Origin of the sequence: Marinobacter oulmenensis, assembly GCF_014201735.1 — a bacterium.
GTDB lineage: Bacteria > Pseudomonadota > Gammaproteobacteria > Pseudomonadales > Oleiphilaceae > Marinobacter > Marinobacter oulmenensis.
The window spans coordinates 166,744-179,192 of record NZ_JACHFE010000001.1; the positions used below are offsets into that span (position 1 = coordinate 166,744).

General features: G+C 60.6%; 10 protein-coding genes. 8 read left to right on the forward strand and 2 right to left on the reverse strand.

The annotated features are described in order from the left end of the window. Positions 1 to 112: 112 nt before the first annotated feature. Complete coding sequence (gene mnmH, locus HNR38_RS00735; RefSeq protein WP_183698767.1) at positions 113 to 1,216, reverse strand: tRNA 2-selenouridine(34) synthase MnmH; 1,104 nt, start codon at positions 1,214 to 1,216, stop codon at positions 113 to 115. Between the two features lie 651 nt (positions 1,217 to 1,867). Here mnmH and cysZ point away from each other — a divergent pair. The 6 genes from cysZ to HNR38_RS00765 all read left to right on the forward strand — a co-directional run bounded on the left by cysZ (position 1,868) and on the right by HNR38_RS00765 (position 9,792). Further along, on the forward strand, positions 1,868 to 2,617 hold the full coding sequence (gene cysZ / locus HNR38_RS00740) for a sulfate transporter CysZ (RefSeq protein WP_183698769.1): 750 nt from the start codon (positions 1,868 to 1,870) through the stop codon (positions 2,615 to 2,617). Between the two features lie 18 nt (positions 2,618 to 2,635). Further along, entirely contained in the window at positions 2,636 to 5,497 is a 2,862-nt protein-coding gene (gene rapA, locus HNR38_RS00745) for an RNA polymerase-associated protein RapA (RefSeq protein WP_183698771.1), read from the forward strand. 129 nt (positions 5,498 to 5,626) lie between these two features. Further along, complete coding sequence (locus tag HNR38_RS00750) at positions 5,627 to 8,074, forward strand: acyl-CoA dehydrogenase (protein WP_183698773.1); 2,448 nt, start codon at positions 5,627 to 5,629, stop codon at positions 8,072 to 8,074. Positions 8,075 to 8,088: 14 nt separating this feature from the next. Continuing rightward, positions 8,089 to 8,469, forward strand: coding sequence for a fluoride efflux transporter CrcB (crcB, locus tag HNR38_RS00755; protein WP_183698775.1), 381 nt, complete (start codon positions 8,089 to 8,091; stop codon positions 8,467 to 8,469). A gap of 257 nt (positions 8,470 to 8,726) precedes the next feature. Continuing rightward, positions 8,727 to 8,933 (forward strand): transcription antiterminator/RNA stability regulator CspE, encoded by a 207-nt coding sequence (gene cspE, locus HNR38_RS00760; RefSeq protein ID WP_036132879.1) that lies wholly within the window; start codon positions 8,727 to 8,729, stop codon positions 8,931 to 8,933. A gap of 160 nt (positions 8,934 to 9,093) precedes the next feature. After that, positions 9,094 to 9,792: a lysophospholipid acyltransferase family protein gene (locus HNR38_RS00765; RefSeq protein WP_183698777.1), complete on the forward strand. Its 699-nt coding sequence runs from the start codon at positions 9,094 to 9,096 to the stop codon at positions 9,790 to 9,792. Positions 9,793 to 9,798: 6 nt separating this feature from the next. Here HNR38_RS00765 and HNR38_RS00770 read toward each other — a convergent pair whose 3' ends face one another. Further along, complete coding sequence (locus HNR38_RS00770) at positions 9,799 to 10,602, reverse strand: dienelactone hydrolase family protein (protein WP_183698779.1); 804 nt, start codon at positions 10,600 to 10,602, stop codon at positions 9,799 to 9,801. 124 nt (positions 10,603 to 10,726) lie between these two features. Here HNR38_RS00770 and ald point away from each other — a divergent pair, with 124 nt between their 5' ends. Together ald and HNR38_RS00780 are read left to right on the forward strand one after the other, a co-directional pair. Continuing rightward, positions 10,727 to 11,845, forward strand: coding sequence for an alanine dehydrogenase (gene ald, locus HNR38_RS00775; protein WP_183698781.1), 1,119 nt, complete (start codon positions 10,727 to 10,729; stop codon positions 11,843 to 11,845). 19 nt (positions 11,846 to 11,864) lie between these two features. After that, positions 11,865 to 12,437 (forward strand): glutathione S-transferase family protein, encoded by a 573-nt coding sequence (locus tag HNR38_RS00780; protein ID WP_183698783.1) that lies wholly within the window; start codon positions 11,865 to 11,867, stop codon positions 12,435 to 12,437. Positions 12,438 to 12,449: the final 12 nt, after the last annotated feature.

The following is a 12,449-nucleotide window of genomic DNA, read 5'->3' on the forward strand; positions in this document are numbered from 1 at the left end:
GGGGTCGTTGAAATCGGCCCGGATACCGTCAGGTCGTGCGGGTCTGCATCGAATCAATATATAGCAGACCTGGGTGTTCCGGGTATGAAAGCGTTTGGCTCTGGGATACGTTTCAGGAACCGTGATGGATTCGGGTGTATTCGATGATGGTTTGCGGGTTGCCGCGGACCAGAATCCGCCCCTGTTTCTGACTCAACTGATAATCGTACATGGGATCATAATAGTCCGTGAGCAGGGACTCGATCCACGCGTCGTGGCCGGAGACCGAACCCGAGCTTTCCTGCTGGTCCAGCGCCTGCTCCATCCACTGGCGCAACTGCCGGTGGCGTTCACCGCCCAGGCGTTTGCGGATACGGTCGATGGCGCTCAACAGATAGTCCCGGAAGTTGAGCCAGCCCGCATCCTGGCCGTCCCGGGCCACGTAATCGGCCAGCATGCGCTCCACATAGTCTTCGCGGATGATAGCGACCCTTTCGGCCATGGGGCGCTCGAGAATCAGCAGCGGCGCCCGGGCCATTTTCTCCCTGAGGTCTAGGGGCAGGGCGCAGCGGCCAATCAGGCGGCTTTCATCTTCCAGGTACAGGGGGCCGCCGACATGGTGGTGCGCTTTGAGCATGGCGATGGCCAGTCGGTTCTCAAAATCGATCTGGGCCGGCTGAGGTGTGACCTGGCGGCCGAAACTGGAGCCCCGGTGGTTGGCGGCGCCTTCCAGGTCCACCGGGTTGGGCAGATCCATCAGCACGCGGGTCTTGCCAGTGCCGGTCCGGCCACTGAGGATGCGGAACTCATCATCGGCCACCCGCTGTTCCAGACTGTCGATCAGGAAGCGGCGCAGTGCCTTGTAGCCGCCCTGGACCAGCGGATAGTCAATGCCGGCGTCCCGGATCCACTGCTGGGTCAGCCTGGACCTGAGCCCACCCCGGAAACAGAACAGGTAGCCCTGGGGGTGCCGGGTGGCGAAGCGCTTCCAGGCTTCAATACGCTGGGCTTTGATGTCGCCGGAAACCAGTTGATGGCCAAGCTCGATGGCTTTTTCCTGGCCGTGCTCCTTGTAACAGATGCCCACGCGATGGCGCTCGTCGTCGTTCATCAGGGGCGCATTTTCGGCGCTCGGGAAACTGCCGCGGGCAAATTCCACCGGGGCCCGGACATCCATCAGCGGGGTGTCGTTCAGGAACAGGTCCAGATAGTTGCGGGTGTCAGGTCTGCTTGCCATGGTTGCGGGTCGCTGTTGTTCTGGTCCGGCGGAGTATAACGGACTGCCGGCAGCACAGCATCCCGGGGGACGGGCCGGAAACCGGAGTAAGGGGCATAAAAAAACGGCCCGCTGTTTCCAGCGGGCCGTTGTCAGAACAGGTGGCGCTTCCGTGCGCGGCGGCAACAACCGTGTTGTCGGTTCCCTGAAGCCACTCCCTGGCACCGGCTTCCGAGCCGGCCATCGATCCGATTATTGATCCCTAAAGCGAGGCATCCATGCGTCCCTGCCTCTCTCTGCGATCCATACAGAGGAGCGTCCTTCTGCCGTCCTTTCCCTGTCATCCCTGACGACTTCACTATAGCAAGGGAATTGTTACCGATTTTTAAAGGGGAAGAGGCACTTTGAGGAAGCGTTTGACGGAATTTTATAATATTCATAAAAACCAACGAGTTAACGATTTTCTGTGCGACCAGTGACGGTAAGAGCACGTGAGAAAACAGCAAGTTCCGACAGCAATGTAAGCGATTTCTTACATCGCGTCGGGTGTATCTCTTACGTGCAGGCCGAAAGGGCTCGGGGAAAACCGAAAGGCCGTGCGGGCTGTGGCCGCCGGTTCGACATGGTATGCTTGGCGGCCCGTTTTGGTCGTGGCGCGGAGGGTCACCAGCGATGCTCAAGGGCAACTTTTTCAGAGGACTGGGCTACCTGGGCGAAGGTTTCCAACTGATACGCCAGCCCGGCCTCAGACTGTTTGTCATCATCCCCCTTGTTATCAATGTCTTTCTCTTCGTTGCGCTGTTCTACTTCATGGCGCTCGGCTTTGATGCGCTGATCGCCATGGTCATGGCCTGGCTGCCGGACTGGAACTGGCTGCAGGCTCTGGACTGGCTGTTCTGGATTCTTTATGGCGCGGTGATCCTGCTCATGCTTGCCTACGGCTTTGTGATTGTGGCCAATCTGATTGGTTCCCCTTTCTACGGCTATCTGGCGGAACTGACCGAAAAACATCTGACCGGTCAGGAGATCAGCACGGATGACAGCTGGGCCGCCATTATCAAGGACATTCCCCGGGCTCTCTGGCGTGAACTGCAGAAAATTGGCTATTACCTGCCGCGGGCTCTGGTGCTGTTCGTCATCGGCCTGGTGCCGGTGGTGAATCTTGTCGCTGCACTGCTCTGGTTTCTGTTCAACTGCTGGATGATGGCGCTGCAGTACGTGGACTATCCTGCCGATAACCATCGGGTCAGCTTTCCGGCCCTGCGTCAGACACTGGCTGAAACCCGGCTGTCGGCTCTGGGCTTTGGTCTACCGGTGGCGCTGCTGGCGATGGTGCCGGTGGTGAACCTGGTGGTGGTGCCGGCGGCGGTGTGCGGTGCGTCGGCTTACTGGGTCCGGGAAAACGGTTCAACCATTCGATAATCTGTTAGCGGAGGTTTCTTGGAAACATCTGAATTTGTCATTGGCCAGCGCTGGGTCAGCCATAACGACGCCGCCCTTGGACTCGGCATTGTCACCGGGATGGCCGGGCGTCGGGTAACCCTGGGGTTCCCGGCGGTTGATGAAGAGCGCACTTACGCCATTGATAACGCCCCCCTGTCACGAATTATCTATCAGCAGGGCGAGGAGATTGAGACCTACGATGGCGAGAAGCTGATTGTACGCGCCGTGGAAGAGGTGGACGGTGTACTGCTGTATCACGCCGACGACGGCGAAAATATCCACCCTGTTTCGGAAGTGAAGCTGGCCGGCTCGGTCAACTTCTCCGCCCCCCATCAGCGCCTGTTTGCCGGCCAGTTTGATCGCAATGGCGCCTTTCGCCTGCGCACAGCGACCCTTGGCCATCAGGACCGCCTGCGGGCCTCCGAGGCCCAGGGCCTGATTGGCGCACGTACCCGCCATCTGCCCCATCAGATCTACATTGCCCACGAAGTGGCCCGGCGCCATGCGCCCCGGGTGTTGCTGGCCGACGAGGTGGGTCTGGGCAAAACCATTGAAGCCGGCCTGATTCTTCACTACCAGTTGCAGACCGGTCGCGCACACCGGGCGCTGATTGTGGTGCCGGACTCCCTGATCCATCAGTGGCTGGTGGAAATGCTGCGGCGGTTCAACCTGCACTTTTCCATCATCGACCAGGGCCGTTACGACGACCTGAAAGACCAGGAAGACGATGTCGACGCCCTGGTCAATCACATTTTCGGTGATGACACAGCGGTGAACCCGTTCGAGAGCGAGCAACTGGTATTGTGCAGCCTGGACTTCCTGGTCTCCAGCGAGCAGGCGCGCCGGGATGCCATGGCCGCCGGCTGGGACCTGATGGTGGTGGATGAGGCTCACCATCTGGAATGGTCGCCGGAACAGGCCAGCCCGGAATACGAAGTGGTGGAGGACCTGTCCGACGCCAGTCAGGGGCTGCTTCTGTTGACCGCCACGCCGGAGCAGGTGGGTATGGCCAGCCATTTCGCCCGTCTGCGCCTGCTTGACCCGGCCCGGTTTCACGATCTTGAGACCTTCCGCCAGGAAGAAAGCCAGTATGAGGCCATCAATCAGGTGGTGCGTCGTTTGCAGCAGAACCCGGAGTCTGTGGCCGAAGACGACCGTCGGGAGCTCGAAAAATGGCTCGGTGATGAAGTGGACGAACTGCTGGCCCGGAACGATAACCACCAGGCGCTGATCGACGCCCTGCTGGACCGTCATGGCACCGGCCGTGTGCTGTTCCGGAACACCCGGGCTGCCATTCAGGGGTTCCCGGAGCGTGAGGTCAGACCGGAGCCACTGCCATGCCCGGAGCTGTATCAGGCATCCCGGTACGGCACCGCCGGTCTGACACCGGAGCTGTCGGTGCCCGAAGAGCAGTGGCTGGCGGAAGATCCCCGTGTAGCCTGGCTGGAGAAGAAACTGACCGGACTGCGCCCGGCCAAGGTGGTGGTAATCTGTGCCAGCGCTGAAACCGCCATGGCGCTGGAGCACTATCTGCAGTTGCGCGCTGGCATCCGCAGTGCGGCCTTCCATGAACACCTGAGTCTGATCGAGCGGGACCGGGCGGCCGCCTATTTCGCCGACACCGAGCAGGGGGCCCAGGCGCTGATCTGCTCGGAAATCGGCAGCGAAGGCCGCAATTTCCAGTTTGCGCACCACCTGGTGCTGTTTGACCTGCCTGCGAACCCGGATCTGCTGGAGCAGCGGATTGGCCGGCTTGACCGTATTGGTCAGGCGGAACGCATCGACATCCATGTGCCGTACCTTGAAGGCACCAGCCAGGAGGTCCAGTACCACTGGTTCCATGAGGGGCTGAACGCCTTTGAAGAGAGCTGTTCCGTGGGCGTGGCGGTGCTGGACCATGTGCGGGACCAGTGGCAGGCAACGCTTGATGGCGATACCGCTGCCCAGAGCAAACTGGTGGCGGACACGGCGGCAGAGACCGAGCGACTGAAAACCCTGCTGCACAACGGCCGGGATGCACTGATCGAACTGAACTCCTGTCGCCGGGAGGTCGCAGACGACCTGATTGCGGCCGTTGAGCAGGAAGAAGGCTCCACCAACGTCCGGGATTACCTGATCCAGGCGTTCGATATCCTCGGGGTCGATGTCGAGGATCACAGTGAACACGCCGATGTCCTGAAACCGGGCGAGCAGTACCAGGCGGGCATGGTGAACGGTCTGCCGGATGACGGCATCACCGTGACCTGGGACCGCGAACAGGCGCTGCAGCGCGAGGACATGGCGTTCATGAGCTGGGAGCACCCGATGGTGACCGGCGTCATGGATTCGGTGTCCAGTTCCGGTCTCGGCAAGGCCGCCCTGGCCAACCTGTCGGTGAAGGCGCTGCCCGCCGGCACCCTGTTGCTCGAAGCGGTATTCGCGGTGCACTGTCCGGCCCCCGAGTCACTGCAGCTGACCCGTTATCTGCCGGTGTCGCCGGTCCGCCTGGTGGTGGATGTCAACGGCCGGGACCTGTCGACAGCGCTGCCTCATGAGCGCCTGAACGAGCTCTGCTCCAATATCCGTCGGCGCACGGCCCAGGCCATCGTGCCCAAGATCCGGGCTGAGGTGGAAACCATGGTGGACCATGTGGAAACCCTGGCAGAGCCCAACCTGGAGCCCCTGCGGGAGCAGGCTCTGCAGCGCCTGGAGGACGACTTTGGTCCCGAGGTGCGGCGGCTCGAGGCCCTGCAGAAGGTGAATCCGGCGATCCGGGATGAAGAAATCGACTTCCTGCGCCAGCAGCAGGAAGCGGCCAGGGAGGCCATCGGCCATGCCAGTCTGGCGCTGGAGGGTATACGGGTCATCGTGACCTCGTAAACGACTGACATGCCAATGCTATTTGGCAACAAAGGATCTATTAGGGTAACTTGGACGTAATCAGAGGGTCGTCCGACTTTGGTGGTACACCCGGCGACCCTAATCCATGGAATCCGGAGGAATCCCGTGATGACCCTGATCCTTTTTCTTGTAGCATTGGCCGGTCTGCTGTTTGTCATGCGCCAGGAGTCCGGCGCCAAGCCCGCCATCGGCATTATGGTCGGTGTCGGTGTACTGGCGCTGTTCCTGGCATCCGGCTGGCTCGCCATCCTGCTGTTTGCCGGCGCCGCGGTGACTGCCGCTGCCGGGTTGCCGCAATTCCGCCAGAGCTGGCTGACCCCTCGTGTGTTTGCCATGTTCCGCAAAGTCGCGCCCCGGGTTTCCGACACAGAGAAGGTGGCTCTGGAGGCTGGCACCGTCGGCTGGGACGGCGAGCTGTTCACCGGCCGGCCGGACTGGCACAACCTGCTGATTAATCGTCACACCGGCCTGAGTGAGGAAGAGCAGGCGTTCGTCGATAACCAGTGCACCCAGGCCATCTCCATGTGCAACGCCTGGGACCTGGCGGTTGAGCGTGCCGATCTGCCCCAGGAACTCTGGGATTATCTGAAGAAAGAAAAATTCTTCGGCATGATCATCCCCAAAGAATACGGTGGCCTGGAATTTTCCGCCCGCGCACAGACCGCGGTACTCCAGAAGCTGGCCTCCAACGAGATGCTGATGGTCACCGTGGGGGTCCCCAATTCCCTCGGCCCCGGCGAACTGCTGCTCAAGTACGGCACCGACGAGCAGAAGAACTATTACCTGCCCAGGCTCGCCGATGGCCGCGAGATCCCGTGTTTCGGGCTGACCGGTCCCCGTGCCGGTTCCGATGCCACCTCTCTGCCGGACACCGGCATCGTCTGCAAACAGAAAGTGGACGGCAAGGACGTACTGGGCATCCGTCTGAATTTTGAAAAACGCTGGATCACTCTGGCCCCCATTGCCACCGTGGTCGGCCTGGCTTTCCGGATGTTTGACCCGGACGGCCTGCTGGGCGATACCAAGGATTACGGCATCACCTGCGCCCTGATTCCCCGCGATACCGACGGCATGGAAATCGGCCGGCGTCACTGCCCGATCGGCAGTCCGTTCCTGAACGGTCCAATCAAGGGTGAGGACGTGTTCATTCCTCTGGATTACATCATCGGCGGTCAGGAAATGGCCGGCCAGGGCTGGCGTATGCTGGTTGAATGCCTGTCGGTCGGACGCTGTATCACCCTGCCGTCCGGCGCAGCGGGCGCAGCCGCCCATGCGGTCGGAACCTCCGGTGGTTTTACCCGTATCCGTCGCCAGTTCAATACGCCTGTGGCTGAAATGGAGGGCGTCCAGGAACCGCTGGCTCGTATCGCGGCCAAGGCCTACATTTCCGGCTCTGCCGTTAATCACACGGCGAACATGATCGACAACGGGGAGAAGCCGGCGGTACCGTCAGCGATCCTCAAGTACCACCTGACCGAATTCCAGCGCGGCGTCATGGCCGACGCTATGGACGTGCATGGCGGCAAGACGGTGACGCTTGGCCCGCGCAACTACATGGGCATCGGCTACAGTGCCACAGCGGTTTCGATTACCGTCGAAGGCGCCAACATCATGACCCGAAGCCTGATGATCTTTGGCCAGGGCGCGATCCGGTGTCATCCCTATGTTCTCAAGGAACTGGCGGCCGGTGACAACGACGACCTCAAAGCCTTCGACGAAGCCTTCTTCGGTCATGCCGGGCTGATCTTCGGCAATGCGGCGAGAGCCTTCACCCAGGCGCTGGGTATTGGTCGTGCCGATGTGCCTTTCGACAGTGCTTCACGCCGCTACGCCCAGGCGGTCTCCCGGTTCAGTGCCGCCTTTGGTCTGTGCTCCGATGTGGCCATGACCACCCTGGGCAGCGAACTGAAGATGCGTGAGCTGATTTCCGCGCGCCTGGGGGACATGCTGGCCAACCTCTATCTGGCCTCCATGGTGCTCAAGAACTGGTATGAGAGTCAGCCGGTGGAAGGTGAGCGGGAACTGATGCAGTACAGCCTGTCGTTGCTGCTGCACCGGACCGAAGAGGCGCTGGATGAATTCCTGCAGAACCTCCCGAACCGCCCGGCCGCGGTGGCATTGCGGGCCGTGACCCTGCCGCTGGGCCGTCGCTGGCACGCGCCGGATGACAAGCTGACCCGAACCCTGGCCAAGGCGGTTTCCACAGATACGCCGTTACGCGAACGCCTGATCGCCGGTGTCTGGACCACCGAGGAAGAGGGCGCGGTCACCAACCCGGTGGCCCGCTACAATGCTCTGCTGAAGGACTACGACAAGGCCGAGCAGTTGTACCGCAAGGCCAACAAGGCCTATGCCAAGGACGAACTGCCAATGACGGCCCTGCATCCGGAGCAGCGTTTCGATGCGGCACTGGAGGCGGGTGTCTTCACCCAGGAGGAGGCAGACTTCATGCGGGCGTATGAAGCGGAGGTCCTGGAACTGCTGAGTGTGGATGACTTCCCGTTCGACGCCTTTGCCCGCAAGGCAGACACCGTCATCGACCATAACGCAGACTGATCAGGGCCGGCGCCATGTGGATGTCTGTGCTTGCAGTGAGTACCGGAGCCGTGATCGGCGCCAACCTGCGCTGGTTTCTCGGACTCTGGCTCAACACCAGCTACCATGCGGTGCCGGTTGGCACCCTGGTGGCCAATCTTGCCGGTGGCTGGCTGATCGGGCTGCTGATGGGGTTTTTCACCCACAGCAGCTCGCTGTCGCCGGAGTGGCGCCTGTTCGCCATAACCGGTCTGTGTGGTGCCCTGACGACGTTCTCCACCTTCTCGCTGGAAATGTTCGCGGCCCTGCAGGAAGGAAAATGGCAGATGGCCGGACTCGGTATTCTGGCCCATGTGGTCGGCTCTATCGTGATGACCGGTATGGGGTTTTATACCTTTACCCTGGTCAGGGGATAGCCGTGCCGGGGCCTGTCCGGGGCTGGGTATGATTACCTATGAAAAATCTTGAAATTATTCTTGGCAAGTCCGGTGTTCCGGGTTAGAGTGAATCTGTAGGAAAGATGAGTAAAGCAGTTCATGAATAAGACGTACCTCCGCAGTTAGTAGTGCCGTCCTGTTTTTGATCCCGCGAGTTCTGTTTTTCCGTAACCCGCTGACAGCGCCATTGCTGGTGTTGCAGCAGAAAAAATGATTGATTTCAGGAAGTTTTAAGTATGTCTACTACTACCGGTACTGTTAAGTTCTTCAACGAAGCAAAAGGCTTTGGCTTTATCACTCGTGAAGACGGCCCGGACGTTTTTGTTCACTACAGCGCTATTCAGGGCAGCGGTTTCAAAACCCTGGCAGAAGGCCAGCAGGTTGAGTTCACCGTTACTCAGGGTCAGAAAGGCCCGCAAGCGGAAAACGTTGTTGCTCTTTAATCCTTCGGGATTCAGGCAATAACCGCGAAAAAAGGCAGCTCCGGCTGCCTTTTTTTGTGCCTGAATGTCTCTGTGTTTCATTGCCTTGGTGATTGTTCTCTCTCCGTGTAATCTTTACGGGATTTCCCGTTTCACTCGAGATTGAGAGTCCAGACTCCCCATGCCCAGGTTATTCAAGGCCATCTGGATCATCAGTTGGGCCATACTGCTGACCCTGATTCTTTTTCTGCCTATTGTGACGGTCGCCCTGTTGGGACGGCGTGGCGATGCGGCGTTTCATGGCACCCAGGTCTATGCCTGGATCATCCTCAGGGTATGCGGCATCCGGCTTAAAGTGCGGGGACTGGAGAACATCCGTCCGGGTGAGCGGTACGTCATCCTCAGCAATCATGCCTCCTATCTGGACCCTCCGGCACTGGTGCTGGCGCTGGGTATTCAGTACCGGTGGGTGATCAAGAAAGAGTTGCGGCGGATTCCGCTCTTCGGCCTGGCTCTGGAAACCTCCCGCAACCTGTTCATCGACCGGTCGAAAGGCAGCAATGCCCTGGAAAGCATCCGTCGCGGCGTCGATCAGTTGCCGGACGGCACCGGGATTCTGCTTTTCCCCGAAGGCACGCGCTCCGGCGATGGGCATTTGCTGCCGTTCAAGCGGGGTGGCTTTGTCATTGCCCGGGACGGCGGGCTGCCGATTCTCCCTGTCACCATCCGCGGTTCCCATGACCGGTTACCCAAAGGGCAGGCGTGGTTCACCGCTGGTGATATCGAAGTCGTGGTGCATCCGCCAGTCAGGGCAACGGGGACGATCCCCCTGGAGACTCTGATGGCGGATGTGCGGGCCACGATCAAGTCCGCGCTCTGACGCGGATCAGTGATCAAAGATCTCCTCGTAAAACCTCATGGTTCCTTCCCATGACCTGCGGGCGGCGTCCTCATCGTAGCCAATGGGCATGCCGAACTCCTCGGCAATCTGATCCGCACCCGGGTTGGTGAAGGAGTGGCGAACGCCGGGGAAGGAGACCAGGGTCAGATCCACCCCGGCGTTCTGCATCTCGCTCACCAGGCCCGCTACCTGATCGGTGGGGACCATCTGGTCGGCGCCACCGGTGTAGACCTGCACCCGGGCTTTGACCTCACCGGGCTGGGCCGAGATGGGGCTGGCCAGAGCGCCGTGGTAGCTCACCACGCCATCAAGATCGACACCCATCCGGGCCATGTTCAGCACCACAGCGCCCCCGAAACAGTAACCCTGGGCGGCAATCCGTGATGCATCGACGCTGTCATGGCTGGTCAGCACCTCCCGTGCTTTCAGAAACCGGGCCTTGGTCTGTTCCAGGTCCCGGGTGGCTTCCTGCATGAATTCCTTGGCGGTTTCGGGGTGCTCTGCCAGCTTGCCGGAGCCATACATATCCAGGGCGAAGGCGGTGTAACCCTGAGCAGCAAGTTTTTCTGCCTGTTCCCGGGCAAACTCGTTGTGCCCCCACCATTCGTGGACCACCAGTACGCCCGGGCGCTTTTCTTCCCATTCGTCATCCCACGCCAGGTAGCCGGTGTAGGTCTGTCCGTCGACGGTGTAGTCGATGGTCCGGGTCTGCATTTCGGCCAACACCTCCATCGTCGTCAGGTTCAGAGCGATTGTGGTTGCCGCCGCGGCGGCGGTTAATCGTTTCATGATGCTGCGTACCTCCTGTCAATTGTCCGGCGTCAGGAAATGACCGTATTCCAACACGAGTATAGGGTGTTTTTACTACACTGGATCTGTACAGGAAAAGACCCGTAATGTCTGGAGGTTGCGCATGAAGATTGGTGTACCGAGGGAAATCAAGAACCATGAGTACCGGGTCGGAATGACTCCGGCCGCTGTTCACGAACTGTGTGGCCACGGCCACGATGTCTATGTTGAGACCGATGCCGGCACCGCCATTGGCTTTACCGATGACGACTACCGCAAGGCTGGCGCCCAGGTGCTGGAAACCGCCGCTGAAGTGTTTGCCGCCGGCGATATGATCGTCAAGGTCAAGGAACCCCAGGCAGAAGAGCGGGCCATGCTTCGCCCCGGACACACCCTGTTTACCTACCTGCATCTGGCGCCGGACCAGGCACAGACGGACGACCTGGTCAGCTCTGGCGCAACCTGCATTGCTTACGAGACGGTGACCGATCATCATGGCCACCTGCCACTGCTGGCCCCGATGTCGGAAGTGGCCGGTCGGATGGCCATTCAGGCTGGCGCCCACTGTCTGGAGAAAGCCATGGGCGGCCGGGGTGTACTGCTCGGGGGCGTACCGGGTGTCAGTCCGGCCCATGTGGCGGTGGTTGGCGGTGGCGTGGTTGGCCAGAATGCCGTCGCCATGGCCGTGGGCCTGGGGGCCAGGGTGACGGTCCTCGACCGTAACATGGACGTGCTCCGCCGGCTCGACGATCTTTACGGCAACCGTATCACCACCCTGTTCTCTACCGCGCAGACGCTTGATCAGGCGGTCACCGAGTCCGACCTGGTCGTCGGCAGCGTGTTGATCCCCGGTGCATCGGCGCCCAAGCTGATCAGCCGCGACATGATCCAGAGAATGCCGGAAGGCAGTGTGCTGGTGGATGTGGCGATTGACCAGGGCGGCTGTGCCGAAACCTCCAAAGCCACCACGCATCAGGACCCCACTTACAGCGTGGATGGTGTGGTGCACTATTGTGTCGCCAATATGCCGGGCGCAGTGGCCCGCACCTCCACCCTGGCACTGAACAACGTCACCCTGCCGTTTATTGTTGCCCTGGCGGACAAGGGCCCCATTGAAGCCATGCGGGCGGATCCACATCTGAAGGCGGGGCTGAACGTGGCGGACGGCAAGGTGACCTACCGGGAGGTGGCAGAGGCCACCGGACACCCCTACACTGATCCGGATTCCGTACTGATTCTCTGACACTCTGACAGGAGCCACCATGAAGCTGATCGGGTCCACCAGTTCACCGTACGTGCGCCGCATCCGTTTGCTGCTGGCCAACCAGTCATACGAATTCGTGAACCTGGATATCTATGATGCAGACCGGGACGTACTGCGGCGGAACAACCCGGCCCTGAAGATTCCGGTACTCCAGGACGGTGATCAGGAGCTTTTCGATTCCCGCGTCATCGCCCAGTACCTGATGACTCAGGCCGGGGCCGAGCCCCTGAGCTGGGATCAGCACAACCAGATCACGCTCATCGACGGAGCCAATGACTCGGGCGTCATCCTGCTGCTGTCCAAGCGTTCCGGGATCGATATCGATCAGGACCGGATGTTCTACAACCTGCAGCGGGAGCGCATCATGATGACGCTCCGGACCCTGGCGGCCCAGGTGGATGAGGGGTTGTTCCAGGCCTGGAACTATCCGGCTATCTGCCTGTACACCATGGTGGACTGGCTGGATTTCCGGGACCTGGTGGATTTCAGTAGTGTGGAAAGCCTGCTGACCTTCCGGAACGCCAATGCCGGTCAGCCCATGGTGGCCGAGACCGACCCCCGTCAGGGCTGATCCGGGAGGTGA

Bases quoted from the DNA above. Each gene is read 5' to 3' on its own strand.
- cysZ (WP_183698769.1), top strand. From the start codon at position 1,868: ATGCTCAAGGGCAACTTTTTCAGAGGACTGGGCTACCTGGGCGAAGGT.
- cspE (WP_036132879.1), top strand. From the start codon at position 8,727: ATGTCTACTACTACCGGTACTGTTAAGTTCTTCAACGAAGCAAAAGGC.
- HNR38_RS00765 (WP_183698777.1), top strand. From the start codon at position 9,094: ATGCCCAGGTTATTCAAGGCCATCTGGATCATCAGTTGGGCCATACTG.
- crcB (WP_183698775.1), top strand. From the start codon at position 8,089: ATGTGGATGTCTGTGCTTGCAGTGAGTACCGGAGCCGTGATCGGCGCC.
- HNR38_RS00750 (WP_183698773.1), top strand. From the start codon at position 5,627: ATGACCCTGATCCTTTTTCTTGTAGCATTGGCCGGTCTGCTGTTTGTC.
- HNR38_RS00770 (WP_183698779.1), bottom strand. From the start codon at position 10,602: ATGAAACGATTAACCGCCGCCGCGGCGGCAACCACAATCGCTCTGAAC.
- HNR38_RS00780 (WP_183698783.1), top strand. From the start codon at position 11,865: ATGAAGCTGATCGGGTCCACCAGTTCACCGTACGTGCGCCGCATCCGT.
- mnmH (WP_183698767.1), bottom strand. From the start codon at position 1,216: ATGGCAAGCAGACCTGACACCCGCAACTATCTGGACCTGTTCCTGAAC.
- ald (WP_183698781.1), top strand. From the start codon at position 10,727: ATGAAGATTGGTGTACCGAGGGAAATCAAGAACCATGAGTACCGGGTC.